At 65.4% G+C, this 24,821-nt stretch carries 23 protein-coding genes and 2 tRNA genes; 11 read left to right on the top strand and 14 right to left on the bottom strand.

What is annotated here, in order from left to right:
- Positions 1-65: 65 nt before the first annotated feature.
- Together F4U94_RS10335 and F4U94_RS10330 are read right to left on the bottom strand one after the other, a co-directional pair.
- The gene (locus tag F4U94_RS10335; protein ID WP_120249644.1) at positions 66-443 is read right to left on the bottom strand and encodes a hypothetical protein; all 378 of its coding nucleotides are present in this window, start codon (positions 441-443) and stop codon (positions 66-68) included.
- 80 nt (positions 444-523) lie between these two features.
- A complete protein-coding gene (locus tag F4U94_RS10330; RefSeq protein WP_120249645.1) occupies positions 524-1,924 on the bottom strand; it encodes a protein adenylyltransferase SelO family protein in 1,401 nt (466 codons plus the stop codon).
- Between the two features lie 37 nt (positions 1,925-1,961).
- Between F4U94_RS10330 and F4U94_RS10325 the strand changes: the two genes are divergently transcribed.
- The 6 genes from F4U94_RS10325 (at position 1,962) to F4U94_RS24340 (ending at position 6,802) form a co-directional block, all read left to right on the top strand.
- Complete coding sequence (locus F4U94_RS10325) at positions 1,962-2,831, top strand: alpha/beta fold hydrolase (RefSeq protein ID WP_120249646.1); 870 nt, start codon at positions 1,962-1,964, stop codon at positions 2,829-2,831.
- Entirely contained in the window at positions 2,824-3,954 is a 1,131-nt protein-coding gene (locus F4U94_RS10320) for a glycosyltransferase family 4 protein (protein ID WP_120249647.1), read from the top strand. The genes F4U94_RS10325 and F4U94_RS10320 overlap by 8 nt, the downstream gene beginning before the upstream one ends.
- A 90-nt stretch (positions 3,955-4,044) precedes the next feature.
- Complete coding sequence (locus F4U94_RS10315; RefSeq protein ID WP_120251978.1) at positions 4,045-5,448, top strand: NAD(P)H-dependent flavin oxidoreductase; 1,404 nt, start codon at positions 4,045-4,047, stop codon at positions 5,446-5,448.
- A 2-nt stretch (positions 5,449-5,450) separates the two neighbouring features.
- Positions 5,451-5,663, top strand: coding sequence for a DUF2093 domain-containing protein (locus tag F4U94_RS10310; protein WP_120249648.1), 213 nt, complete (start codon positions 5,451-5,453; stop codon positions 5,661-5,663).
- A 394-nt stretch (positions 5,664-6,057) separates the two neighbouring features.
- Entirely contained in the window at positions 6,058-6,438 is a 381-nt protein-coding gene (locus F4U94_RS10305; RefSeq protein WP_120249649.1) for a VOC family protein, read from the top strand.
- A gap of 211 nt (positions 6,439-6,649) precedes the next feature.
- Positions 6,650-6,802 (top strand): hypothetical protein, encoded by a 153-nt coding sequence (locus tag F4U94_RS24340; protein ID WP_170271925.1) that lies wholly within the window; start codon positions 6,650-6,652, stop codon positions 6,800-6,802.
- Here F4U94_RS24340 and astD read toward each other — a convergent pair.
- Both astD and F4U94_RS10295 read right to left on the bottom strand, forming a co-directional pair.
- Positions 6,799-8,199: a succinylglutamate-semialdehyde dehydrogenase gene (gene astD / locus F4U94_RS10300; protein WP_120251979.1), complete on the bottom strand. Its 1,401-nt coding sequence runs from the start codon at positions 8,197-8,199 to the stop codon at positions 6,799-6,801. The two genes, F4U94_RS24340 and astD, sit on opposite strands and share 4 nt — an antisense overlap.
- Positions 8,200-8,204: 5 nt before the next feature.
- Complete coding sequence (locus tag F4U94_RS10295; RefSeq protein ID WP_120249650.1) at positions 8,205-9,233, bottom strand: DUF1338 domain-containing protein; 1,029 nt, start codon at positions 9,231-9,233, stop codon at positions 8,205-8,207.
- 86 nt (positions 9,234-9,319) lie between these two features.
- Between F4U94_RS10295 and gcvA the strand changes: the two genes are divergently transcribed.
- On the top strand, positions 9,320-10,222 hold the full coding sequence (gene gcvA / locus F4U94_RS10290; RefSeq protein WP_120249651.1) for a transcriptional regulator GcvA: 903 nt from the start codon (positions 9,320-9,322) through the stop codon (positions 10,220-10,222).
- Positions 10,223-10,336: 114 nt separating this feature from the next.
- Here gcvA and F4U94_RS10285 read toward each other — a convergent pair whose 3' ends face one another.
- A complete protein-coding gene (locus tag F4U94_RS10285; protein WP_120249652.1) occupies positions 10,337-11,365 on the bottom strand; it encodes an SPOR domain-containing protein in 1,029 nt (342 codons plus the stop codon).
- A 204-nt stretch (positions 11,366-11,569) separates the two neighbouring features.
- Between F4U94_RS10285 and F4U94_RS10280 the strand changes: the two genes are divergently transcribed.
- The 3 genes from F4U94_RS10280 to F4U94_RS10270 are packed head-to-tail and all read left to right on the top strand — an operon-like array spanning position 11,570 to position 14,215.
- The gene (locus F4U94_RS10280) at positions 11,570-12,289 is read left to right on the top strand and encodes a ParA family protein (RefSeq protein WP_120249653.1); all 720 of its coding nucleotides are present in this window, start codon (positions 11,570-11,572) and stop codon (positions 12,287-12,289) included.
- A 14-nt stretch (positions 12,290-12,303) separates the two neighbouring features.
- On the top strand, positions 12,304-12,843 hold the full coding sequence (locus F4U94_RS10275; RefSeq protein WP_120249654.1) for a hypothetical protein: 540 nt from the start codon (positions 12,304-12,306) through the stop codon (positions 12,841-12,843).
- Positions 12,844-12,862: 19 nt separating this feature from the next.
- On the top strand, positions 12,863-14,215 hold the full coding sequence (locus F4U94_RS10270) for an SPOR domain-containing protein (RefSeq protein WP_120249655.1): 1,353 nt from the start codon (positions 12,863-12,865) through the stop codon (positions 14,213-14,215).
- Positions 14,216-14,343: 128 nt separating this feature from the next.
- Here the strand turns inward: F4U94_RS10270 and F4U94_RS10265 are convergent.
- From F4U94_RS10265 to moaA, 4 genes are all read right to left on the bottom strand, one after another.
- Positions 14,344-14,418 (bottom strand) — tRNA-Asn (locus F4U94_RS10265).
- A 193-nt stretch (positions 14,419-14,611) separates the two neighbouring features.
- Positions 14,612-14,686, bottom strand: a tRNA-Asn gene (locus F4U94_RS10260).
- A gap of 77 nt (positions 14,687-14,763) precedes the next feature.
- Positions 14,764-15,540 carry an NAD kinase gene (locus F4U94_RS10255; RefSeq protein ID WP_120249656.1) on the bottom strand — a complete coding sequence of 259 codons (777 nt, stop codon included), beginning with the start codon at positions 15,538-15,540 and terminating at the stop codon, positions 14,764-14,766.
- On the bottom strand, positions 15,537-16,547 hold the full coding sequence (moaA, locus tag F4U94_RS10250) for a GTP 3',8-cyclase MoaA (RefSeq protein WP_120249657.1): 1,011 nt from the start codon (positions 16,545-16,547) through the stop codon (positions 15,537-15,539). Before moaA ends, F4U94_RS10255 begins: the two co-directional genes overlap by 4 nt.
- A 145-nt stretch (positions 16,548-16,692) precedes the next feature.
- Here moaA and F4U94_RS10245 point away from each other — a divergent pair, with 145 nt between their 5' ends.
- Positions 16,693-18,708, top strand: a complete 2,016-nt coding sequence (locus F4U94_RS10245) for a putative bifunctional diguanylate cyclase/phosphodiesterase (protein ID WP_120249658.1) — start codon at positions 16,693-16,695, stop codon at positions 18,706-18,708.
- On the opposite strand, the gene F4U94_RS10240 is transcribed toward F4U94_RS10245, so the two are convergent.
- From F4U94_RS10240 to F4U94_RS10220, 5 genes are all read right to left on the bottom strand, one after another.
- Positions 18,705-19,100 (bottom strand): MAPEG family protein, encoded by a 396-nt coding sequence (locus tag F4U94_RS10240; RefSeq protein ID WP_120249659.1) that lies wholly within the window; start codon positions 19,098-19,100, stop codon positions 18,705-18,707. The two genes, F4U94_RS10245 and F4U94_RS10240, sit on opposite strands and share 4 nt — an antisense overlap.
- 96 nt (positions 19,101-19,196) lie before the next feature.
- Positions 19,197-19,934, bottom strand: a complete 738-nt coding sequence (locus tag F4U94_RS10235; RefSeq protein WP_120249660.1) for a TorF family putative porin — start codon at positions 19,932-19,934, stop codon at positions 19,197-19,199.
- On the bottom strand, positions 19,921-20,331 hold the full coding sequence (locus F4U94_RS10230; protein ID WP_120249661.1) for a hypothetical protein: 411 nt from the start codon (positions 20,329-20,331) through the stop codon (positions 19,921-19,923). The genes F4U94_RS10235 and F4U94_RS10230 overlap by 14 nt, the downstream gene beginning before the upstream one ends.
- A gap of 531 nt (positions 20,332-20,862) precedes the next feature.
- Positions 20,863-24,336 carry a transcription-repair coupling factor gene (gene mfd, locus F4U94_RS10225; RefSeq protein WP_120249662.1) on the bottom strand — a complete coding sequence of 1,158 codons (3,474 nt, stop codon included), beginning with the start codon at positions 24,334-24,336 and terminating at the stop codon, positions 20,863-20,865.
- A 137-nt stretch (positions 24,337-24,473) separates the two neighbouring features.
- Complete coding sequence (locus F4U94_RS10220) at positions 24,474-24,740, bottom strand: FAD assembly factor SdhE (protein WP_120249663.1); 267 nt, start codon at positions 24,738-24,740, stop codon at positions 24,474-24,476.
- Between the last annotated feature and the right edge of the window lie 81 nt (positions 24,741-24,821).

Raw genomic sequence — 24,821 nt, 5'->3', positions numbered from 1 at the left:
GGGAACGGTATGGCGGAAATTGGTTAACGAAAAGGTGGCAATGGCAGGATGGCGCAAAGCGCCCTTCATTCCGGCGGCGGGAGGTCGTCGGCCATCAACCACATTTCAGCGGGCAGGCGCGAACTGAAGGCCGCGACTTCCGACCCGCGCAGCCGTTCGCGCAGCCATCGCTTCGACGATGGTCCAGGCGTCAGGATCGCGACCTGGTCGCCGGGCTGATAGGTGCGGTGGCATTCGTCCAGAATATGGTCGTTTATGCCCATATCATCGGTGCACGCGCTGCTCAGGTCCGACAGGACACGTATGGGATCGCCGTTTCGGCGCCTGCTCGCGACGATTTCGCGTAGCGCCGCGAAATGTTCGTCGATTTCTGCGCGGGTCCAGTCGCCGGACGATCGGACGGTGATGATCCCGTCCGGATCAGACAAATCACGCTCGATCATGGTCCCACCAAAATTGCATAATCTTCGATGGACTAACCCGCTTTGGTCTTCGCGTCATTAACATCGGTTCTTTACCCTGGTTATTTTCCGGGCGCGCCGGCGCCTTGCATGGCATCGCCCATGCGCCGGATCGCGGCAACCTTTGCCTGGAGCGGGGTCCAGTCGTCGTCCCTGTCGATCGCGCTCCAGATCGCCTCCACTTCGTCGATGTGCATGGAACAGGGGGCCTGGTCGGTCCAATAGGCATGATCCTTCGCGCCGGACACGGGCGTGAAATCGGCGAGCGCCATGTGCAAGGGGGCCCAGGCCGCGTCGGCATAGGCCGCGCCGTCGCGGGCTGCGCCCCCGCGCCAGTCGTGAAAGAAGCTGTCGATCGGGGTGCCGGTCGTCACCATGGCGCGGACGGCGGCCTCGATCATCGGGCCGGGATCGGCGCCGGGCTCCACGCCCAGCCGCCAGCAGAATCGGCGCTGCATCGCCTGCGCATACAGGTTCGGAAAGCGCTCCAGCTCTGCGATCAGCGGCGGCGCATCGGTCAGCGCGCGCAAGGATATGGCCAGTTGCGCCACGTCCCAATGGATTGCTTCGGCCTGTCGCCCGAAGGCGTAGAGGCCCTGATGGTCGAAATAGGCGGCGGTGAAATTGGCGTCCCAGAGCGGGGTGAAGCGCCATGGGCCATAGTCGAAACTCTCACCCGTCACGTTGATATTGTCGCTGTTCAGTACGCCATGGACGAAGCCCGCCACCATGTAGCTGGCGGCAAGGTCGGCGGTGCGCTCCGCCACATGGCCCAGCAATTGCGCCGGCGGATTGTCACCGGGCGCCTCTTCATACAGGCGGGTGAGGGCGTAGTCGGTCAGCTTTTCCAGCAGCGCCTTGTCTTCATGGAAAGCCGCGCGCTGGAAGGAACCGATGCGGATATGCGAATGGCTGAGGCGCACCATCGCCGCGCCACGCGTGGGGGATGGCTCGTCATTGCGATCCAGCGCCTCGCCCGTTTCGATGATGGAGAAGGTCTTGGACGTGTTGACGCCCAGCGCCTCCAGCATTTCAGTCGCCAATATCTCGCGCACGCCCCCCTTGAGCGTCAGTCGCCCATCGCCGAAACGGCTATAGGGTGTCTGGCCCGATCCCTTGGTGCCCAGGTCCAGCAACCGGTCCCGATCGTCGCGCAATTGCGCGAACAGGAAGCCGCGCCCGTCGCCGATATCGGGATTATAATGGCGGAATTGATGGCCATGATAGCGCAGCGCCAGCGGCCGGGGCAGGCTGCCTTCCAGCGGCGCGAAGCGGCCGAAATGGGCGATCCATGCCTCATCGCTCAGCCCATCCAGCCCGACCGAGGCGGCGGCCCGGTCGTTGCGATAGCGCAGGATCGTCTGCGGAAAGTCCGCCGCCGCGACCGGTGCGGCGATGTCCGGCATCAGTGCGTCGATTTCGGTGGCGGGGCGATATTTGGCGGCTTGCGGCATCTGGATCATATGGCGATATGGGGGAAGGTCACCTGAAGGATCAAGCTTGAGCGGCTATAAGGACGGATATTGGTGGTCGCCCGATGGACTTCGGCTCCATTATCGCGACTATGAAGGCGGCGACGATGGCCGTCCGCCCTTGCTCTGCCTGCCGGGGCTGACACGCAATGCGCGCGATTTCGAGCCGCTGGCGGGGCGGTTGGCGGGGGAGTGGCGGCTGATCTGCCCGGACATGCGCGGCCGCGCCGAAAGCGCCTATGCCAAGGACGCGATGACCTATGTCCCGCTGACCTATTTGCAGGATATCAGCCGCTTGCTCGCCGATCTGGCCATCACCCGATTCGTTGCGGTGGGGACGTCGCTGGGCGGGATCATCACCATGCTGATCGCCGCGACCCACAAGGAATGGCTGGCCGGCGCGCTGCTCAACGATGTCGGTCCGGCGCTGGATGAAGGCGGGCTGGACCGTATCCGATCCTATGTCGGCGTCGGGCAGTCGCACCCCACCTGGGTTCATGCCGCGCGCGCGCTGGCGGAGGCCAATGCGGACGTCTATCCCGGTTATGATCTGGAACAATGGCTGGCCATGGCCAAGCGGCTCTATCGGCTGAACAGCGGCGGTCGCGTCGTGCTGGATTATGACATGAAGATCGCCGAGCCGATCCGCGCCATGGGCAGCGAAGCGGGCGTCGATATGTGGCCGGTGATGCAGGCGTTTCAAGGCATTCCGACGCTGTTGCTGCGGGGCGAGCGATCCGATCTGCTGTCGGCTGCGTCGGCGCAGCGTATGGCGGACGGGATCGGTGCGACCGCCGAACTCGTCGCCGTGCCGGGCGTAGGCCATGCGCCGGCGCTGGATGAACCGGAAAGCGTCGCGGCGATCGACCGTCTGCTGACGCGGGTGCTGCATGGATAGACCGCCCCATATCCTGCATGTCCATGGCAGCTTCACGCTGGGCGGCAAGGAGGCGCGGGCGGTGCGCCTGATGAACATCTGGGGCGACAAGGCGCGGCACAGTATCGCCAGCGCCGACCCGCAGGCGATGAGCGCCCGCGATGCGATCGATCCGTCGGTCAGGGTGGACTATCCCGATGGCCCGTCCTTTGCCGGCAAGCCGGGGCTGGCGCGCTATCGGGTCATCACCGCTTTCCTCAAGCAGTTCGACCTTGTCCTCACCTATAATTGGGGATCGATGGACGCGGTCATGGCGCACCGGCTGGCGGGGGCATCGGCCGGCCTTCCACCGCTGATCCATCATGAGGATGGCTTCAACGCGGACGAAACCAACGGGCTGAAGACCAAGCGGAACCTGTTTCGCCGGCTCGCGCTGCACCGCGCGCATGCCATGGTGGTGCCGTCGGTCCGGCTGGAGGGGATTGCCCGGTCGGTGTGGAAACAGCCGGCGGAACGGCTGCACCTGATCCGCAACGGGATCGACGTCGATCGCTATGGCGAGGCGCCAGCGCCCGATGCGATCCCCGGCCTCGTTCGCTCGCCTGGCAAGCTGCTGGTCGGTACGCTGGCAGGGCTGCGCGCGGTCAAGAATATCCCGCGTCTGGTTCGTGCCGTTGCCGCGCACAAGGATCGGTTGCAACTGGTGGTGGTGGGCGAGGGGCCGGAGCGCGAGGCGATCCTGACGGAAGCGGCGGCCCATGGCATGGATGACATCCATATGGCGGGCTTCATGGATCGGCCCTGGCGCTTCGTCGGCCTGTTCGATATTTTCGCCTTGTCGTCAGACAGCGAGCAATTCCCCATTTCGCTGGTGGAGGCGATGGCGGCCGGCGTACCGGCAGCGTCCATGGATGTGGGGGACGTCGCCAACATGGTCGCGCCGGAAAATCGCCCCTTCGTCGTGGGGGATGAGCAGGCACTGGCCGACGCGCTGGGCGTGCTGGCGGGCGACGCCGATCTGCGCGCCCGGCTGGGCATGGCCAACCGCCAGCGTGCGACGCGCGACTATGCGGAAGCCGACATGGTAAATGCTTATGCACAGCTGTACGGCGAGGCTCTGGCCAGCCCCATGATTTTGCGCTAGGGCGCCCGCAATTCGTCATAGACAGCCAAAGCTGCTATAGGGTCGCTTTTTACCCGGTCGAGGGGGCCGGGGCATGTGCAGGAGATGTCGTTGTTCAAGGGGTTGAAGCCCATCGTCTATGGTGGCCGTGAAGTGTGGCCGATCGTGGAGGGCGGCAAGGGCGTTGCCGTATCCAACCATAGCAGCTCCGGCGCCTGGGCGGCGGCTGGCGGCATCGGCACCGTGTCGGCGGTAAACGCGGACAGCTATGACAGCTTCGGCAATGTCATCCCTCAACTCTATCACGGCCGCACGCGTCGTGACCGGCACGAAGAATTGATCGCCTATGCCATCGACGGCGCCGTCGAGCAGGTGAAGCGCGCGTTCGAGATTGCCGGCGGCAAGGGTGCGATCAACATCAACGTCCTGTGGGAAATGGGCGGCGCGCAGCGGGTGCTGCACGGCGTGCTGGACAAGACGCGCGGCATGGTGGCGGGCGTCACCTGCGGCGCGGGCATGCCCTATAAGCTGAGCGAAATCGCGGCATCCTACAATGTCAGCTATCTGCCCATCGTGTCCTCCGGCCGCGCTTTCCGCGCGCTGTGGAAGCGTGCCTATTCCAAGGCGGCGGAATGGCTGGCGGCGGTGGTCTATGAAGATCCCTGGCTGGCGGGCGGTCATAACGGCCTGTCCAACGCCGAAGATCCGCGCGCGCCGCAAGACCCCTATCCCCGCGTCCGCGACCTGCGCGCCACCATGCGCGAAGGCGGCATTTCAGACGATGTGCCGATCGTGATGGCCGGCGGCGTCTGGGCGCTCAAGGACTGGAACGACTGGATCGACAATCCCGAGCTGGGATCGATCATGTTCCAGTTCGGCACCCGCCCGCTGTTGACGCAGGAAAGCCCGATCCCGCAGGATTGGAAGGACCGGCTGATGCAGCTGGAGCCGGGCGACGTGCTGCTGCACAAATTTTCGCCCACCGGCTTTTACAGCTCGGCGATCCGCAATCCCTTCCTGCGCTCGCTGGAAGGGCGTTCGGACCGGCAGATCCCGTTCAGCACCGAACAGGCGGGCGACCATACCCACCAGTTGGATGTTGGCGTGAAGGGCAAGAATTTCTGGGTGACGCTGGGCGACCTTCAGCGTGCGCGCGAATGGTTCGGGGCCGGGTTCACCTCCGCGCTCAAGACGCCGGACAACACACTGGTCTTCGTCACCGAAGAAGAGAAAGCGGAAATCCGCAAGGACCAGACCGACTGCATGGGCTGCCTGTCGCAGTGCAGCTTCTCCAGCTGGATGGACAGCGAAACCAATTCGACCGGGCGTCTGGCCGATCCGCGCAGCTTCTGCATTCAGAAGTCGTTGCAGGAATCGGTCCATGGCGGCGACCTGGACAAGAATCTGCTGTTCGCCGGCCATGCCGCCTATCGGTTCAAGCAGGATCCTTTCTATTCGAACGGGTTCGTGCCGACCGTGAAGCAGCTGGTCGACCGCATCCTGACGGGCGACTGACGGTGGCGGACCTTCCGGGGCTGGCGGTGCTGCACTATGGCGCTGCCGATTTCGATATCGTGCGGTCGGGGCAGTTCGTGCTTTGTGCCGTGTCGGGCGCGCGGATCGACCTGCATGACCTGAAATATTGGAGCGCCGAATTTCAGGAGGCCTATCGCGGTCCGCAGGAATCGACTCGGGCCTTCCTGGAGCATCGCGGGCCCGACTTTCGGTAAAATAACAGCCGTTATCGTTCGCAATAAGCGCGTAAGGTCACGGAACGATCGTTCAAGGGGCGGTGAATGTCGGTTCACCGCCCTTTTCATGCGTCCCATCGTAACTTTCCTATTCCGACGCGGTAAAAACTGATGTAATCTTTCCTCAGAGGCGACGCAGATCGCCCCATTTGGAAGGATGTTATCTGATGTCTCGTATCGACGTCTTTGGTGATCGTATTTGCATCGTGTCGAGCCTGCTGATCGTAGGCTGGTTCCTTTACAGCACGATCTTCTGATCCCGACCCGGCCGATGGTCGCCTGACGCAGGCGTCCGACATCTGCGTGGTCAACATGCCATATCCGGGCATGGCGATGGCGCGTCTTCGTCGATATTTCATGCATAGGAGGGCTGATGTTCAGCCATGTCATGGTCGGCGCCAACGATATGGCGGCGTCGAAAGCCTTTTACGACGCGACCTTCGGCGCGATCGGTGCCAAGCCCGGCTTCTTCGATGACAAGGGGCGGGCCATCTATCTTCATGACGGCGCGCTGTTTATCGTGACGACGCCGATCGACGGGGCACCGGCCTGTCATGCCAATGGTGGGACCATCGGTTTCAAGATGGCGTCGCCGCAAGAGGCGGATGCCTGGCATGCGGCGGGTGTGGCAGCGGGCGGGACTGCCTGCGAAGACCCGCCAGGCGTGCGCGAAGGCGGGTTCGGCAAGCTCTATCTTGCCTATCTGCGCGATCCGGCCGGCAACAAGCTATGCGCCCTGCATCGGATCGCCTGACCGTCTGACCCGATCCGGCAGGCAAGTAGGGCTGGAGACGGCCCAAGCAAAGCTATGTCGATTTTCTCGACTCAATCGGTAGACATAGCCGCGAGCATTGCGCTCCGCGGCTTTTGAAGGATGTCAGCTTGCTCCGCGTCACCAACGGCTAAAGCGCACGGTGCCGAAGCGACCACGCCAGGTTTCGTGTTCCCTTGCAAAGGAGAAGACGATGACCCGCACGACCCAAAACCGCCGCCAGTCCCGGATCACTCAGCCGGATGCCGTTTATCTTCCCCATAGCAGCTGGACGCGCGTCGAGCGCAAGCCGGCCGCGAACAAGACGATCGCGCCGGCCGATTTCTGGGCGCGGCTGGGGCTTTAACCGTCCAGCCCGTTGACCGGAACAGCCGCGACCCCCTCCGCTTCGAAACTGGCGATGGGGTAGGCGCAATAGTCGGCGGCGTAATAGGCGCTGGGGCGATGATTGCCCGACGCGCCCAGGCCACCGAAGGGCATGTTGCCTGCCGCGCCGGTGGTCGGCCGGTTGCGGTTGACGACGCCGGCGCGGCTTTCCTCGACCACGCGCTGCCATAGCGCTTCATCCTGCGAGATGAGGCCGGCCGACAGGCCGAAGTTGGTGGCGTTGGCGGCAGCGATCGCGGCGTCGAAGTCTGGCACGCGGATGACGGTCAGCACGGGCGCGAAAATCTCCGCGTCGGGGGCCGTCACGCCGGTCATGTCCAGTATGGCCGGCGTAACAAACGCGGCGCTACGATCGGCTACCCCTTCAAAGGGGCGGATGGTGCGTGCCCCGCGCGCAATCAGGTCGCTGACGGCGCGATGAGAGGCTGCTGCCGCCTGATCCGATATGAGTGGCCCCATGAAGGCGTCACCCGTTTCGTTCCAGGCGGCGATCGGCAAGCGTGCGGCCAGGGCGGCGGTCGCCTCCACGATGGCATCGCCGGTCGCGCCCTGCGGTACGATCAGGCGGCGGGCGCAGGAGCAGCGCTGACCGGTGGTGATGAAGGCCGAATTGACGATGATCGATGCGGCAGCATCCGGACTGTCCCAGGCGATCAGCGGATTATTGCCGCCCAGTTCCAGCGCCATGACGACATGGGGGCGATCGACCAGCGCGCGGCGCAATGCCGCCCCCGCGCCCGCCGATCCGGTGAAGAGCAGGCCGTCAATATCGCCTGCGACCAGCGCTTCGCCGGTCGAACGGCCGCCCTGTACCACCGTCAACAGACCATCGGGCAGGCCCGCCGCCGTCCAGGCATCGGCCATGGCCGCACCGGTGGCCGGCGTGATTTCGGACGGTTTGAAGACGATGGCGTTGCCAGCGATCAGCGCCGGGACGATATGGCCGTTGGGCAGGTGGCCGGGGAAATTATAGGGGCCAAGCACCGCCATCACGCCATGGCCGCGATGGCGCAAGATCGCGCGGCCGAAGGGCATGTCGGCGGAGCGTTCGCCGGTGCGTTCGGCATGTGCCTTGATCGATACATCGACCTTGGCGATCATCGACCCGATTTCGGCGTCGCTTTCCCAGAGCAGCTTGCCCGTTTCGCGCGAGATGAGTTCGGCCAGCGCGGCGCGGCGTTCGCCCAGCACGGCGGCATAGCGGCGGGCGACCGCGATGCGATCATCGACCGGCAGTGCGCGCCAGCCGGGCAGCGCGGTACGCGCGGCGGCGATGGCAAGATGGCAATCATCCGCGCTCGCGACCGGGCCTTCCCAGATGAGTTCGCGCGAGGCCGGATCGAAGGACTGTAGCATGGCGTTCACCGGTTCGCTCCGTTTTGGGCACTGGTCATGGCGAATATGCCGGTGGCGTTGCCGGTGTCGAAGGCCAGGTCGAGCCGGCCCGTTTCCGGATCGATATCGCGGCTGATAAATTCGTAGAAGGAGCCGGGCACCTGTCGCCATTCGCCGTCGGCGAAGGGGCGCTCTACGCTGTCGGCGCGGAAAGCGGTCTGGCGCACGCGGCCGGTGGCGGAGATTTCCAGCTTCGCCTTCATCGGCCTGTCTTCCGCCTTCAATCGCTCAGCCAGCGCCGCGACATCCGCGACCCGGTCGGTGGCATGGTTGAAGCCATTGCCTTCGGTCGCGATCCAGGCGGCTTCGTTGGAGCGGGAGAGGAGCAGTTGATAATCCTCGAAAGCGGGCGGTTCATGCTGGCGGTCGAAAGCGGAGAGGATCACAGGGAGGGCAGCGATGGCGACAGCGAGTTGGACAGGTATGTCGCGTGCATATTGCGCCAGCAGGGCCTTGGTCGGTTCGTCTAGCGGGTCGCGGCTGGTGCCGAAGATACGGGCGGCGGCGTCGGCAAATTCATCGTCGAAACGATCGACATGCAGTTCGGACAGGAAGAATTGCGGGATCGCTTCGGGGAAGTCCCGGTGGCGATAGGCGCGTCCGGTCATGCGCAGGCGGTCGAGTGGATAGAGCGCGGCCATCTCGTACCCCAGAGGCAGGAAGATGCGGGTGAAGGCATCTTCGCCACCCGGAAGCGCGCCGGTCGGGCCGGCCGGGAAGCGGATGGAGCGCAGCGCGCCATGGTCGAACACCACCTTGCCGCCGCGGGCCAGCGTGTCGGCGACATAGGCGTCGCCGCTCGGCACCCGGCGCAGCAGATCGTCGAACAGGGCGACGTTCATGGCCATGGCGAAGGCGGCGCGGGAGACGGTATCGCCGCGCTGTGCCAACAGGGCTGGGTCGATCGCCAGCATGTCCAGCGTCTGCCGGCCAGTCTCCTCGCCCAGCGTTGCTATGACCAGTGTCTCTATCGTACCCATATTCTCATTCGACATGATATGCTCCGGATGACATCACCCTTATCGCAGGATATGCGGGATATTCAAAATGGCGACCTGTCATCTGTTGATGCGAGTTTGGAATGAATGGTGCGCGTAGATATCTGCCGCCGACGCAGGCGCTGATCGCGTTCGAGGCGGCCGTGCGGCATGGCGGCTTTTCCCGCGCGGGTGAGGAAATCGGCCTGACCCAGAGCGCGGTCAGTCGGCAGATTGCGCAGCTGGAGGATATGTTGCAGACGCCCCTGTTCGATCGGATCGGGCGTCGGGTGCGATTGAATGAAGCGGGGCGAGCCTATGCCGACGAGTTGTTGCCGGCGCTCGACGCCATCCGCCGGGCGACGGCGCGGGTGTCGGCGCGGCCATCCCAGACGGCCTTGCGTGTCGCGACCTTGCCCAGTTTCGGCATGCGTTGGCTGGCGCCGCGCCTGCCGCAATTGACGGCGCGGCATCCCGACCTGGTGATCGACTTTGCCGCCCGGTCGCAGCCCTTCGATTTCGGGCATGAGGATTTCGATGCGGCTGTCCATTTCGGTGTCGCGGCCGATTGGCCCGGCGTGGCGATGGACTTTCTGTTTCGTGAGGAGGCGGTGCCGGTCTGTTCGCCGGCCTGGCTGGCGGCGCACCCGCTGCGTGAGCCGGCCGACCTGCTGCATGCGCCGTTGCTCAGCCAGATATCGCGGCGCGATGCCTGGGCGCGCTGGCTGACGATGGCGGGCGTGGATGCGGGCGGATTGGCGCAGGGGCCGGCCTATGAGCATTTCCTGATGCTGGCGCAGGCCTGCGCGGCCGGGGTCGGGGTGGCGCTGATCCCCAGCTTCCTCATTCGGCCGGAGTTGGAGGCGGGGACGCTGGTCATCCCCTTCGCCCGGCCGCTATCCACCGAGCAGGCCTATTATCTGGTCTATCCGACAGGCGCGCTGGGGGCGGGGCCGCTGGCGCAGTTCCGCGACTGGATGGTGGAGCAGGCGCGGGTGAGGGAGTGATAAAACCCGTTCGTCCTGAGTAGGGGCTGAGCCCTTCGATACGCCGCTTCGACTTCGCTCAGCGGCTACTCAGGGCGAACGGGTTGTTTTGAGGAAAGGTGAACTGAAAGCCCCCTACATCTTCTTGGGCATGCAGTCGCCGCCGGCGGCCTTGATCGCGCCGCAGAGGCGGGTGGCGTCGCTGCTGCTGGCGATGGGGCCGGCCTGAAGCCGAGTCACGGCGCCGGCTTTCACCAGATAGGGCTGATAGGCGGACAGGCCGCCCACCTTGCGGCTAAGCTGAGTCCACAAAGCACGGGCGCGGGCGTCTTCACTGAAGGCGCCGAGCTGGACGCGCCATCCGCCCGATGCGGCCGGAGCCGGCGTGGCGGCGGCCTGACGGACGGGGGTGGGCGTGGGCGCGGCGGGCGCCGGTTTCGGCTTGGCCGCCGCAACCTGCACCGGCGGCTTGGCCGGGGCGGGGATCGGTTTGGGTGCCTGTGGAATGCTGGTCGAGGGCGGGAGTTCGGCGGTACGGACCGCCGATCCGCTGCGCGCGGGCGCAGGGGCGGGCGTCGCTACGGCGAGTGCGGCGTTGTTATCGCCCTTTTCCATGCCGGCGGCCATGGCCAGTCCCTGCTTGCGCTGATCCTCCGGAATATATTTGTCCATCTGCTCAAGGCTGGTCGCGGCCTGCGGCAGGCCGGACGCGGAAGCGCGGGTCATCAGCGCATAGGCGCGGACCCAATCCTTGCCGATCGTGTCTCCGTTGAACAGGGTGGTGCCCACGATATATTGGGCGCGGGCTTCACCGCGCATGGACGCGCGTTGCAGATAGGGCATGGCGGCGGCGCGGTCGCCCTGCTGGAACATCAGCAGGCCGAGATTATCTTCGGCGCGCATATGCCCCTGCGCCGCGGCCTTGCGATACCAGTCGATCGCGGTGTTGACGTCGGGCTGCACGCCGCGACCCAGCTTATAGGCCTGACCCAGGTTGAACTGCGCATCGGGATCGCCGGATTGGGCGAGGGGGCGCCATTCGGCGATCGCCTTGGCATAATCGCCCTGCTGCCAGGCGTCGACGCCGGTTTTCACGTCCGCCTGCGCAGGCAAAGTCATACCCAGCATCGCGGCCAGCGCTGCCATTCCCAACACATGCTTCATATGCACAGGCTCCAGTGCGAAAGAATAATTGACGACCGCAATGGCGAAATAAGGTTAAGCTGTTGTTAGCGTAACGGCAAAAGACTGGATAGCGACTTCACCATGGCGGGGCGTGCCGGCCATGAAGTTTCGCGCGTAATTAACCAATTTTTAGCGGCAGTCGTGCCAATCCCTTCCGGAACTGGATTTTCCTGGGGGGAATAGGTGCGGATTTTGGCAATGGCTTCGCAAAAGGGCGGATCGGGCAAGACGACCCTGTCGGGTCATCTGGCCGTGCAGGCGCAGCGTGCCGGCGCCGGCCCGGTGGTCCTGATCGATATCGATCCGCAGGGATCGCTCGCCGACTGGTGGAACGAGCGCGAGGCGGAATTTCCCGCCTTTGCCCAGACCACCGTCGCACGTCTGGCTGCCGACCTGGAAATCCTGCGTCAGCAGGGTTTCAAGCTGGCCGTCATCGACACGCCGCCTGCCATCACCATGGCGATCCAGAGCGTGATTTCCGTGGCCGAACTGATCGTCGTGCCGACCCGCCCCAGCCCGCACGACCTGCGTGCCGTGGGCGCCACGGTCGACCTGTGCGAACGGGCCGGCAAGCCGCTGATCTTCGTCGTCAACGCCGCCACGCCCAAGGCGCGCATCACGTCGGAGGCCGCCGTCGCCCTGTCACAACATGGCACTGTGGCGCCGGTGACGCTGCATCACCGCACCGATTTCGCCGCGTCGATGATCGACGGGCGTACCGTGATGGAGGTCGATCCCAAGGGCCGCTCCGCCGCGGAGGTGGAGGCGCTCTGGTCCTATGTGTCGGATCGGCTGGAGAAGAATTTCCGCCGCACGGTCTTTTCCGTGCCCCAGGGCAGTGTCGGTACCCTGGGTGCCGCGCGTCCCGCCGGTGGTGGCTTCGGCCGCCGCGTGAGCCAGTAAGGGAGGACGCAAAGATGGCCGAACCCAAACCGCTCGCGTCGCTGACATCCGGCCTGCTGGCCCGCAAGGGTGCGGCCCAGCCGGCGATGCGCCGCCCCATGCTCGGCTTTGGCCGGGCGCAGATGGCCGCCGTGCAGCAGGACGATCTGGGCTGGAACGACATGGGCTTCGATGTGGAGCCGGTCTATGAACCCGTCGAGGAGCCAGCCGCACCGATCGGCCTGACGCCGATGACGCCGGTCATACCCGTGCCGCCGGTGGTGGAGGAGCGCAAGGCGCTGGCCAAGCGGCTGGCCGCCAAACCGGTGAAGGCGAAGGCTGAAAAGGTCGTGGTCGAGCAGGCTGCGCCGATCGCTGCGCCCGTCGGCAAACGCAAGGCGGCCTTTACGCTGCGCCTGGATGCGCAGCGGCACCTGAAGCTGCGCCTCGCCTGCGCGATTACGGGCCGTTCGGCCCAGCAGATCGTGACGAAGGCGCTGGACGATTTTCTCAATGACCTGCCGGAGATCGACCGGCTGACTCAGCAGCTGCCGCATATGCGCGACGGCCAGTGAACGAAGGGTGGGTAAGATCATGAAACGCACGACATTCGGAAAGGCGGCCCTGTCATCCCTGCTGGTCGCCACCACCATGGTCGGTTGCACCGGCGCGGCATTCCGCCCGTCTGCGTCGGCCGTTCAGCAAAAGGGTGATCCGGGCAAGCTGGCCATTGCCGCCGAAAAGGCGCTGGCTGACCGTAACGGGAACAAGGCTGTGGAAGCGGCCGAAGCGGCGGTGCAGTTGCAGCCGCAAAATGCAGCCTATCGCCAGATTCTCGGCCGCGCCTATGTGTTGGCCGGTCGCTTTGCGTCGGCGCAAACGGCGCTGAGCGATGCGATAAGCCTGGGCAATACGGATGCCAGCACCATCGTCAGCCTGGCGCTGGTGCAGGTGGCGCAGGGGCGTGCCGACGATGCGCGCAGCCTGTTGGTTGCCCATGCCGATACCGTGCCGGCCAGCGATTATGGTCTGGCGATGGCGATGGCGGGCGATCCGGCCGAGGGCGTGCGGATCTTGTCCGAAGCGATCCATGATCCGTCCGCAACCGTGCGCACGCGCCAGAATCTGGCCTATGCCTATGCGCTGGGCGGCCGCTGGAAGGATGCCCGCATGATCGTGGGCATGGACATGGCCGCGCTGGACGCGAACAAGCGTATTTCCGATTGGGCGCAAATGGCCGAGCCGTCGCTGGCGCCGATGCGTGTCGCCGCGCTGATGGGTGTTACGATCAACGCAGCGGACGCCGGCCAGCCGGTCGCATTGGCGCTGGCGCCCGCCGCCGCTGATGCGCCGGTGCAGATGGCGGAGGCAGCGCCGGAAGCTGTGCCTGTGCCGGCTGCTGAGCCGGCCGTGCCGGTCCAGGTGGTGCAGGCTGCTTCGGTGTCTCAGCCGTCGGTCGCGGCCGCACCGATCATCAAGGCGTCGGCCAAGCCGGTGCGCGTTGCTGCGCGCGATTTCATCGTCGAGGATCATAACGCGCCCAAGGGCCGCGCCAAGACGTCGTCAGCGCAATATGCCGTCGCCGCGCCGGTCGCACGGATGCAGCAGGCCGCCTTCATCAAGCCGGTCGCCACTGGCGCCAGCAATTGGGTGGTGCAGTTGGGCGCCTATGACAATGCGGCGATCGCCAAGGAAAAATGGCAGGGCATGGCCGGGCGTAGCAGCACGCTGGCGGCTTTCCCGGTGTTGACCAGCCAGGCGACGGTGAATGGCAAGGCCTATCACCGCCTGGCCATCAGCGGCTTTGGCAGCCGGGCGGATGCGATGGTGGCGTGCCGGACGATCCGTGCCCAGCATGGCCAGTGTTTCGTGCGGGAAGGTGCCGCTGGTGCCACGCCGCAGCGCTGGGCCGTGGCCAGCCGAGGGCGCCAGTTCGCATCGCGCTGATTTGATCTCCCAAGCGTGACCTATAAAACGCGCGGGGCCTTCGGGCTTCGCGCGTTTTTTTATTGGGCGTGACTGGAGGTGCGGCGGCGAGGGCCGGGTGCTGCGTATGTCGATGCTGGTGGAAAAGGTGGCTCCCCGAGTAGGATTCGAACCTACGGCCATTCGATTAACAGTCGAATGCTCTACCGCTGAGCTATCGGGGAACAGCCGGCTTTCGCCGGGCAGGCCGCGCCTATGCCTTGGCCCGACAGGAATGGCAAGGGCCTTAAATGGTTAAATTCGCAAAAAATTCCACGCGAAAGCAAGACGATGGAATGGGGGTGCTGGGATGAGCTGCCTTGCATTGTCGAAGGCGCCGGACATGTCAGGAGGCCGGAAGCTGTGTCCGGAAAAATGTGGCTCCCCGAGTAGGATTCGAACCTACGGCCATTCGATTAACAGTCGAATGCTCTACCGCTGAGCTATCGGGGAGCAACCCGCTTCCGCTGGGCAGGCCGCGCCTATAGCAGCGGTTTTCCGAATATGGCAAGCGCCAAATGACGGAATTTTTACGCGATGAATTGTTCCGCGGCGATGCGGTCGTCCAGCGTATGTTCGGGATCGAACAACAGGGTCAGCGGCGTCGCACGGTCGATGCCGATTTCCACCTGCGCGACATCGCGCACTTCACGCTGGTCGGCCACCGCGCTGACCGGCCGCTTGACCGGATCGAGCACGGTGAAGCGGATGGCGGTATTTTCCGGCAGGATCGCGCCGCGCCAGCGACGCGGGCGAAAGGGGCTGATCGGGGTGAGCGCGACGAGGCCCGAGCCGAGCGGCAGGATCGGGCCGTGAGCGGACAGATTATAGGCGGTGGAGCCGGCCGGCGTCGCCACCAGCACGCCGTCGCACACCAGTTCGGGCAGGACGGGGCGGCCATTAACCTGCACCTCCAGCTTGGCGGTCTGGCGGGTTTCGCGCAGCAAGGACACTTCGTTGATGGCGGGGATGGAGAAACGTTCGCCATCCACCGTGTCGACGGTCATCCGCAGCGGATTGACCTTGAAGCTCTTGGCCTTTTCCAGTCGCTGGTCCAGCCGTTCCAGCCGCCATTCGTTCATCAGGAAGCCGACGGTGCCCAGGTTCATGCCGAAGATCGGGATGATCCGCCGCGCTTCCAGCATGGAATGGAGCGTCTGGAGCATGAAGCCGTCGCCGCCCAGGGCGATGATCATGTCGGCCTGTTCGAACGGGACGAAATCATAGGCGGCGCGGAGCCGCTCTTCCGCCGCGCGGGCCGCTTGCGTGGGGGACGCGACCAGTGCGCGCCGTGGTTCGCTGTTCATCCGCCGGTGACGCTCATATGCCGTTGTGTGGCGGCGCTCATGCCGGCGCCGATGCGGAAGTCGTGGGCGGCGGGCTTCAATCGCAGCGCCCGGTCGATCAGCGGGTGCACGGCAGCAACGCCCTGTTCGCGCAAGGCGGTCTTGAAATCGACATGGTCTTCATGACCCAGGCACATGAAGATCTTGCCCTCGCACGTCATGCGGATGCGGTTGCAGTCGGCGCAGAAATTCTGCGTCAACGGGGTGATGAGGCCGAGCCGGATGTCCATGCCCTCCACGGCGTGATAGCGGGCGGGGCCGCCGGTGCGGTGGGCGAGCGGGGTAAGTGCATGCTGCGCGCGAATCATGTCGGCCACCTGCGTCAGGGGCAGATAATGATCGGTGCGGTCTTCGCCGGTATCGCCCAGCGGCATCGTTTCTATCAGGGTCAGGTCGAACCCCTGCTCGCCGCACCAGCGCAGCATCGGCAGGATTTCGTCGTCGTTGACGCCCTTCAGCGCGACCATGTTGATCTTGATCGCGAGACCGGCGGCGCGCGCGGCGTCCAGACCGTCCATCACCTGTTCGATCCGGCCGCCGCGCGTCACATGAGCGAAGCGGGCGGGATCGCGGCTGTCCAGGCTGACATTGATCCGCCGCACGCCGGCATCGGCCAGCATGGCGGCATGTTCGGTCAGTTGCGTGCCGTTGGTGGTCAGCGTCAGTTCGTTGAGGCCATGGCCCAGATGCCGGCCGATACGATGCACCAGATCGCCGATGTCCCGGCGGATGAGCGGCTCGCCACCGGTCAGGCGGATCTTGTCGATACCACGCGCGACGAAGAGATCGGCCAGCAGCGCGATCTCTTCCAGCGTCAGCACTTGATTCTTGGGCAGGAACTGCATCCGTTCGGCCATGCAATAGCGGCAACGCAGGTCGCAGCGGTCGGTGACCGATATGCGCAGATAGCTGATCCGGCGGCCAAGGCCGTCGGTCATCGGCGCGCGCGAAGGGTCGGCCATAACCATGCCGACTAGCTAGGCGATGGACAGGGCCGGTGCAAGGGCCAGCACAGCTGCCCCGGTCGCACGTCACGGAAGTTGCAGGCGGGGCAAGAGGTCGGTAACGCCTGTTTGATAAAGACGTCGCGATGCGCGGTGCCGGGGACATATATTGACAAGCGGGGATCAGAGCGCGGAAGGCCAGCGCAGCCTGTTCATCCTGTCGCCGGGCGACCGGGACGGGCTGATCCAGATTGCGCAGAGCCTTGGCTGGCGCGCGATCGGCGCGCGGCGGGCCAAGGACGCGCCGCAACGGTACCTGCATAGCGAGGCGCAGATCGCGCTGGTCGACCTGCGTGGCGGCGGCGACGTCGGCAATCTGCTGGCGCCGCTGGTACCGGCGATGGAGGCTGGTGGCGGCGCGATCCTGATCCTGATCGACGAACGCCATCTGGACCAGGTGCCCGCGCTGCTGGCGGTGGGGGCGACCCATTATCTGGCCGGGCCGGTGACGGACCTGCGGCTGAATGCCGCGCTGACGTCCGCGCATCGGCTGGTCGAGCGGCTGGGCGGCGGGGTCGCCCATAATCAGCGGGCGCAGCGCATAAGGCGCGGGGACGCGCTCTATTGGGCGTTGGGGCATGACGGGTTGCTGCGGCTGAGCGACAGCCTGGCGCAGCATCTGGGCGTGGATGCGGCGCGGATCGCGCCGGCGGCGCTCGTTCGGCGGCTGCCAAGGGTGGAGCGGCGGACGTTGCTGGCGGCGCTCAGGATGATGCGGCTGTCGGGCCGCCCGGCGGTGTTGGCGCATGGATTGCCCGCGCGGCCGGGGCAGCGGCTGGTGCATCATCTGCGGGAGGCCGATGGCGCCATTGCCGCCGATGTCGAATGGCTGTCGGACGGGCAGGCGCAGGATGGCGGCAGCCGCGATCACCTGACCGGATTGCGATCGCGGCAGGCGGCGCTCGACTGGCTGGACCGGCGGGCGGGATTGCCGACGACGATCCTGCTGCTGTCGATCAGCCAGTTCGACCGGATGAACGCCGCCTATGGCCAGGTGGTGGGCGACGCGCTGCTGGGGCGGATCGCCCGGCGGATCGAGCGGATGGTGGACGATGTCGCGCCCGGCACCATGGTCGCGCGCATCGCCGGGACCGAATTTCTGGTCGGCCTGACCGGCGAAGTGGCGGGCAGCGACCGGGCGACATTTTTGGCGCGGCAGTTGATCGGCGCGGTCGGGCAGCCGTTCAGCGCCGGGGATCACCTCATTCGCCTGATCGCCCGCTGCGGCATCGCGCAGGCGCGTGCGGAGGATGATGTGACGCAATTGCTGCGCCGCGCCGGCACCGCTCTGTCCGACGCGCGGCAGGCAGGGGGCGAGGGCATCCGCATCCTGTCGGCCGAAAAGCAGAGCCGGCAGGTGGATGCCGACCGGCTGGAAACCGACCTGCGGCTGGCGCTGGACCGGGGCGAGATCAGCATCGTGTTCCAGCCGCAATATCCGGTCGATTCCGACAAGATCAGCGGTGTCGAGGCGCTGGCCCGGTGGAATCATGCGCATTATGGGCCGCTGGGCGCGGGCATATTGTTCGCTACGGCCGAGCGGTCCGACTATATGCTGCCGCTGTCCGCGCATATTCAGGCCGAGGCGCTGCGGCAGGCGGCGGCCTGGCCACGGGCGCTGGCGGAGTTGCGGCTGTCGATCAACGTGACGGCGGCGGATATCGCGCAGCCGGGTTTCATGGTCGATTTTCTGGGGCTGGTGGACCGCAGCGGCTTTCCCCGGTCTCGGTTGACGGTGGAGATAACCGAGAGCGGGCTGATCGAAGATGTCGGCGCGGCGTCTGCACTGTTGACGGCGCTGCGGGCCGAAGGGCTGGGGGTTGCGATCGATGATTTCGGCACGGGCTATTCCAGTCTGGCTTACCTGAAGAACCTGCCGCTCGATTATCTGAAGATCGATAGCGGACTGGCGCAGGATATCGCCGGGACCGCGCGGGACCGGATCATCGTGCGCGGGGTCATCCACATGGCCAAGTCTCTGGGGCTGAAGGTGATTGCCGAAGGGGTCGAGACGGAAGAGCAGCTTGCCCTGCTGTCGCGCGAAGGATGCGACTATTATCAGGGCTTCCTGCGGTCGGCGGGCGTGTCTTCCGCCGACCTCATCAATCTGGTGCTGGCGGGTTAGAAACCGAGCAGCGGCCAGAGGGCGATCAGCAGCCCGACAAGGCTGGCCATGAAGATGATGGTGCGCACGACCGGCACGCCAAAGCCGTAGAGCGGCAGGTAGACGATACGCGCGCTAAGCCAGATCCAGCCGCCCAGCGCCGTCCATTCGCTCGTCCGCCCGGCTACGACCACGCCGATCAGCGCGACGATGGCGATGGGCAGGGTTTCCTTGTAATTGGCTTCCGCGCGGGCGAGGCGGCCGGCGATGGGGTTGAGCGGCGGCAGGCTTTCGTCGCGCGCGCCCATATTCCATTTGGGGCCATATTGCTTCGTCTTCACATGCGCGGCGGCGAAGATGTGGACGAGGAGCAGGATCATGCCCCAGGCGATGATGGTCAGTTCTACAGGCATGAAGATGTCCTCCCGCCGCACTTGTAGCAAGGCGGGAGGATGTAGGACAGGGCCGTGCTTTCCGTTTCTCGACAGGCTCGAAACGAACGGGGTGGCTTAGAGCGTGAAGCCGACCCTTGCGATCAGGCTGGCGCCGGCATGCGCGCTGTCGGGCGCGTCGATGTCCGTATCGGCATAGCGCAGGCCGGCGGACCAGCGGCCCTGATACCAGTCGAGCGCGACGCCATGGTCCCAATAGTTGCCGTCCGGGCGCAGGCGGGCGGCGCGGAGGGGATCGCGCACGTCGCCCGATGACCGACCCACATGGCCGGACAGGGTGAAGGGCGTGCCGGGGATGCCGACCGCCGCGCTGGTCGAGAGATAGAGATTGTCGCCGCCGATCGCCGACTGGCGCGGGGCGTAGCGGGCGCCGAGATCGAGATTGGCCGGGCCGAGCGTGAAACCGGCGATCGCGCCGACTTCGCCATAGCCCTGGTTCGAGGCGCCGGGGAAGAGGTGGTAGCGGCCTTCGCCAGTCAGGCGGAAACCGCCCAGATCCCTGGCATAGGTGGCGCCAAGATCCAGCACGGCGTCAACGCCGCCATGGCGGTTGCTGCCCCAGAGCGTCGTGGCGGCGCCGTCGAGGCTGAGGCCATCGGCGACGGGCACGGAGACTGAGCCGCGCAGTACCGCGTCGCCATCGCTCCAGCTGAGGCCGCGACGGCGTTCGTCGCTGGCGGCTTCGAGCGTGGCGGTGATGCCGGATGCGTTTTGGGCGGTAGCAGCATGGGCATGGCCGGCGAGCAGGAGCGCTCCCAGCCATGCCGAGCGGCGAAGACGATCAGTTGGATGCAAGATTACGTACCGAGTCCAGTTCAGCCAGAAGAGGCGCGCGGTCGGCCTGAGCGACTGCGACCAGATGCGCTTCTATCTTTTCGCGATGCTGGGCAAGGTTGCGCGCGCCCGAATTGCGACCGGGCGTGCAGGCGCCGGCTTCGCTGCCCGAAAATTGCTTGTCGGTGGCGATGGTGCGGGCCAGCGCCGGGCCATGATCTAGCTTGCGGTCGACGACCACGGTCGCGGTCCACTGGCAACGCTGATTGTCCATGCGGTTGGGGGTCTTGGCGCCGATCGTCTTGGTGCGCATTTCGGTGCGCGCGGTGTAGGTTGCGCCCAGTTGCTGGCCTTGATGGTCGATGGTGACGCTGTGCGACGCGGCGGCGGCGGCCAGCGCGATGAGGGTGATGCTCATATTCATTCTCCTGCTGCGACGCCGGACTTTGCCGCCCGGTCGTCATGGCAGGATTTAGATTTCCACTGTTGCTGTCGCGTTTCCCGACGATGAGGAATGGCGACATGAGGGTCGGATCGGAAGGTCATCATGGCGCGTCACCGGCGAAGTTCACAGTGTCGCTGGGCCAGTGTTTTTGCGGTTTCTCGGGGCAAGTGCGACGGGTGTGCGACGGCGATGCGTCTGTGGTGCGGCATCGAGGCGTCGGTTGGATCATCGGAACGCGGCATCTGCGCGCCGGATAGGTCACAGGCAAGTCACGGCTTTGGCTGGGGCGGCGGGTCGGGCCGGGGCTATGGCGGGGCTGGTCCATCCGGCAGGATAGATCAGAGAAATGTCGAGTAGGACAGAGGAAGATCGCTGCGCTCAGATATATGGGCTTGCCTCATAGGGAGCGTTCCCCGGCGCAGGCCGGGGGCCAGTTCAGACCGTGGAGCTGGACCCCGGCCTGCGCCGGGGAACAGAGATGTAGGTTCACGCCATTGTCAGTTGTTACCCTGCTGCCTTCATCAGCCCCTTCGACAATTGCAGCGCGCCGTTGAGGCGGGCCTGTGGGTCGGGCCAGGCGCGTTCGACGACGATCTTGCTGTCGGGGCGCAGGCGGGCGACGCCGTTGAGTTTCTGGACATAGGCGACGAGGCCGGCCGGCTTGGGGAAGCGATCCTCGAAGAAGCTGACCAGCGCGCCCTTCGGTCCCACATCGATCTTCGAGATGTTGGCGATCAGGCAGTTTTGCTTGATCTCTATGATCTTGAGCAGATTTTGCGTCGGCAGCGGCAGCTTGCCGAAACGGTCGATCAGTTCGGCGGCAAAGGATTCGAGGCCGTTGCGGTCTTCCAGTTCGTTGATGCGGCGATAGAGACCCATGCGGAGGTCAAGGTCGGGGACATAATCGTCCGGGATGAGGATGGGCGCATCGACGCTGATCTGGGGCGAGAAGCTGTCGCTGCGGCGCTCGATACCGACGCCGCCAGCCTTGGCGTCCATGATCGCCTCCTCCAGCATCGACTGATAGAGTTCGAAGCCGACTTCCTTGATATGGCCCGATTGTTCGTCGCCGACGAGGTTGCCCGCGCCACGAATGTCGAGATCGTGGGAGGCCAGCTGGAAGCCCGCGCCCAGCGTGTCGAGGTCGGACAAGACCTTGAGCCGCTTTTCCGCCGTTTCGGTGATGATGCGGTTGGCCGGCGTGGTGAAATAGGCATAGGCGCGCGTCTTCGACCGGCCCACGCGGCCGCGCAGCTGATAGAGTTGGGCGAGACCGAAGCGGTCGGCGCGGTGGATGATGAGCGTGTTGGCGCTGGGAATGTCGAGGCCGGATTCCACGATCGTGGTGGACAGGAGGACATCGTAACGCTTGTCGTAGAAAGCGGACATGCGTTCCTCGACATCGGTGGCGCTCATCTGGCCATGGGCGACGATGGGTTTGATTTCGGGGACTTCGGTGCGCAGGAACTCCTCGACTTCGGTGAGGTCGGCGATGCGGGGCACGACGAAGAAGCTCTGACCGCCGCGATAATGTTCGCGCAGCAGGGCTTCGCGGATCACCACGCCGTCCCAAGGCATGATGTAGGTGCGCACCGCCAGGCGATCGACCGGCGGGGTTTGTATGACGGAGAGTTCGCGCAGGCCCGACATCGCCATTTGCAGCGTGCGCGGGATCGGCGTGGCGGTTAGCGTCAGGACATGGACGTCGGTTTTGAGGGACTTCAGCCGTTCCTTGTGGGTAACGCCGAAACGCTGTTCTTCGTCCACGATGACGAGGCCGAGGCGCTTGAACTCCAGCCCCTTGGCCAGCAGGGCATGGGTGCCGACCACGATGTCGATCGTGCCGTCGGCCAGGCCCGCCTTGGTCGCCTTCGCTTCCTTGTCGGGGACGAGGCGGGAGAGGCGGCCGATATTGACGGGGAAGCCGCGGAAGCGCTCCTCGAAATTCATGTGGTGCTGGCGCGCAAGGAGTGTGGTGGGGCAGATGACCACGACCTGCATCCCCGCCATCGCCGCGACGAAAGCGGCGCGCAAAGCAACCTCGGTCTTGCCGAAGCCGACGTCGCCGCAGACGAGGCGGTCCATCGGCTTGCCCGATCCCAGATCCTCTACGACATCGGTAATGGCACGGTCCTGATCCTCGGTTTCCTGATAGGGGAAGCGGTCGACGAAGGCGGGATAGCCAGCCTGATCGGGTTCAGCGACGGTGGCGGCGCGCAGGGCGCGTTCGGCGGCGGTTTTCAGGAGTTCGCCCGCGATTTCGCGGATTCGCTCCTTCATCTTCGCCTTGCGCCGCTGCCAGGCTTCGCCGCCCAGCTTGTCGAGGCTGACGCCTTCGTTTTCGGAGCCGTAGCGGGACAGGACTTCGAGATTTTCGACCGGGACGTACAGTTTGTCGCCGCCGGCATAGGTGAGCGCCACGCAATCATGCGGAGCCTTCGCCACCGGGATCTGGGTCAGCCCTTCATAGCGGCCGATACCGTGATCCATATGGACGACGAGGTCGCCGGGCGAGAGGGTGGCCAGTTCCTGAAGGAAGGCGTCGGCGCTTTTCTTGCGCTTGGCGCGGCGGACGAGGCGGTCGCCCAGCATATCCTGTTCGGTGAGGACGGCGACGTCGGGCGCGGTGAAGCCATGGTCGAGCGGCAGGACGGTGAGCGTCACGCTGCCATTGGCGGCGGTGCCCAATGCTTCCTGCCAGTTGTCGGCGGCGGCGAGGCGGGCGACGCCATGGTCGGCGAGCAGGCCGGAGAGGCGCTCACGCGCGCCGCCGGAATAGCTGGCGATCACGACCTTCTTCTTGTCGCGGCGCAGGGCGGCGATGTGCTTGCCGACCGCTTCGTAGATGTTCGTGTTCTGTGCGCGTTCGGGGGCGAAATCGCGGGGGCCATCGACGCTGAAGTCGAGGACGGTCGCGCTGTCCGGTTCGTGGAAGGGGGTCGTGCCGTGCATGGGGAGCGTCGCGACGGCGGCGTCCCATTCGGCGGCGTTCAGGTAAAGGGCGTCGGGCTTTAGCGGGCGATAGGAGCCGGGATCGGACGATTTCGCCTGCACGCGGTTGGCGTGATAATCGCGGATCGCCTCGAACCGGCTTTCCGCTGCGCCGGCGACGCCATGGTCGCGGATGAGGACGGTGCCTTCGCCGAGGTGATCGGTCAGGGGAACCAGCTTTTCCTCGAACAGAGGCAGCCAATGTTCCATGCCGGCCAGACGCCGGCCGTCGCTGACCGCCTGATAGAGCGGGTCGCCGGTCGCGGTCGCGCCGAATGTTTCGCGGTAGCGGCCACGGAAGCGCTTGATCGTGTCTTCGTCCAGCAGGGCTTCCGACGCGGGAAGGAGGGTGAAGCCGTCGACATTCTCGATCGTGCGCTGGTCGGACGGGTCGAAGCGGCGGACCGTCTCGATCTCGTCACCGAAGAAGTCGAGGCGCAGCGGCATCTCCTCGCCGCCGGGGAAGAGATCGACGATGCCGCCGCGAATGGCGAATTCGCCCCGGTCATGCACCGTGTCGGTGCGGACATAGCCGTTCGCTTGCAGCATTTCGGCCAGCTTCTGGATGGCGATCCGTTCCTTGGGCGCGAGTTTGGCGACCAGTTGGCGGACGCGGAAGGGCGTCAGGGTGCGCTGGGTCATGGCGGCCAGCGTGGTGACGACCAGTTGCGGGCCTTTGGGCTTGGCCTGCAAGGCGTGGAGGCCCGCGAGTCGGGCGGACGCGGCGCGGAGCGAGGGGCTGGCGCGATCGTAGGGCAGGCAGTCCCAGGCGGGGATTTCGATGATTTCGATCTCCGGCGCGAAATAATGCGCCGTGTCCGCGACGGCGCGCATCAACTGCTCGTCCGATGCGATGAAGACGGCGCGGCCACCCGCAGCGCCGGCCGCGCGGGCGATGTCGGCCAGCAACCAGGGCTGGAAACCGGCGGGCACGCCCGACAGAGTGAGCGGCGCCTTCGCCTTCAGGATTTTCTGGAGATCGGTCATATCATTTCGCTCATCATTCCTCCCCTGCAAGGGGAGGGGGACCGCCGCAGGCGGTGGAGGGGTGTCACGCTATCGAGAGGTTGCTACCCCTCCGTCAGGGCTGCGCCCTGTCACCTCCCCTTGCAGGGGAGGATGTGTCAATTTTCGATCTTCACGAAATCGAGTTTCAGGAACTTGTCCATCATCGGGCCTTTCCATTCTTCGGGAACGGGGATGGTGCCGAGCGCCCAGCCGATGATGTCGGCATCCTGCTCCTCCATGAACCGTTCGAACCAGGCGATTTCTTCCGGGTTCCATGTCGTGTAATAGCGTTCGAAGAAACCGCCGACCGTATAGTCCGCTTCCCGCGTGCCGCGATGCCAGGCCCGGAATTTGATGCGGCGCATCTGGGGATTGTCGTTCACAATTTGTTCCTTTTGCGGGCATGGCAAAATGGCCGATCGGGGATTTGTATGACTGCCCCGGCTAGGTTAGAGCGCAGCAGA

The sequence above is a fragment of the Sphingobium limneticum genome, assembly GCF_008710155.1.
Classification (GTDB): Bacteria; Pseudomonadota; Alphaproteobacteria; order Sphingomonadales; family Sphingomonadaceae; genus Sphingobium; species Sphingobium limneticum.
The sequence above is the reverse complement of the archived record's forward strand: the minus strand, read 5'-3'. Positions and strand labels throughout refer to the sequence as shown.

Excerpts from the sequence above, each read along its gene's own strand:
- F4U94_RS10275 (WP_120249654.1), top strand. The coding sequence starts at position 12,304 with ATGGCCGAACCCAAACCGCTCGCGTCGCTGACATCCGGCCTGCTGGCC.
- F4U94_RS10240 (WP_120249659.1), bottom strand. The coding sequence starts at position 19,100 with ATGCCTGTAGAACTGACCATCATCGCCTGGGGCATGATCCTGCTCCTC.
- F4U94_RS10335 (WP_120249644.1), bottom strand. The coding sequence starts at position 443 with ATGATCGAGCGTGATTTGTCTGATCCGGACGGGATCATCACCGTCCGA.
- F4U94_RS10230 (WP_120249661.1), bottom strand. The coding sequence starts at position 20,331 with ATGAGCATCACCCTCATCGCGCTGGCCGCCGCCGCCGCGTCGCACAGC.
- F4U94_RS10330 (WP_120249645.1), bottom strand. The coding sequence starts at position 1,924 with ATGATCCAGATGCCGCAAGCCGCCAAATATCGCCCCGCCACCGAAATC.
- mfd (WP_120249662.1), bottom strand. The coding sequence starts at position 24,336 with ATGACCGATCTCCAGAAAATCCTGAAGGCGAAGGCGCCGCTCACTCTG.
- moaA (WP_120249657.1), bottom strand. The coding sequence starts at position 16,547 with ATGGTTATGGCCGACCCTTCGCGCGCGCCGATGACCGACGGCCTTGGC.
- F4U94_RS10320 (WP_120249647.1), top strand. The coding sequence starts at position 2,824 with ATGGATAGACCGCCCCATATCCTGCATGTCCATGGCAGCTTCACGCTG.
- F4U94_RS24340 (WP_170271925.1), top strand. The coding sequence starts at position 6,650 with ATGACCCGCACGACCCAAAACCGCCGCCAGTCCCGGATCACTCAGCCG.
- F4U94_RS10295 (WP_120249650.1), bottom strand. The coding sequence starts at position 9,233 with ATGTCGAATGAGAATATGGGTACGATAGAGACACTGGTCATAGCAACG.
- F4U94_RS10305 (WP_120249649.1), top strand. The coding sequence starts at position 6,058 with ATGTTCAGCCATGTCATGGTCGGCGCCAACGATATGGCGGCGTCGAAA.
- astD (WP_120251979.1), bottom strand. The coding sequence starts at position 8,199 with ATGCTACAGTCCTTCGATCCGGCCTCGCGCGAACTCATCTGGGAAGGC.
- F4U94_RS10255 (WP_120249656.1), bottom strand. The coding sequence starts at position 15,540 with ATGAACAGCGAACCACGGCGCGCACTGGTCGCGTCCCCCACGCAAGCG.
- gcvA (WP_120249651.1), top strand. The coding sequence starts at position 9,320 with ATGAATGGTGCGCGTAGATATCTGCCGCCGACGCAGGCGCTGATCGCG.
- F4U94_RS10270 (WP_120249655.1), top strand. The coding sequence starts at position 12,863 with ATGAAACGCACGACATTCGGAAAGGCGGCCCTGTCATCCCTGCTGGTC.
- F4U94_RS10285 (WP_120249652.1), bottom strand. The coding sequence starts at position 11,365 with ATGAAGCATGTGTTGGGAATGGCAGCGCTGGCCGCGATGCTGGGTATG.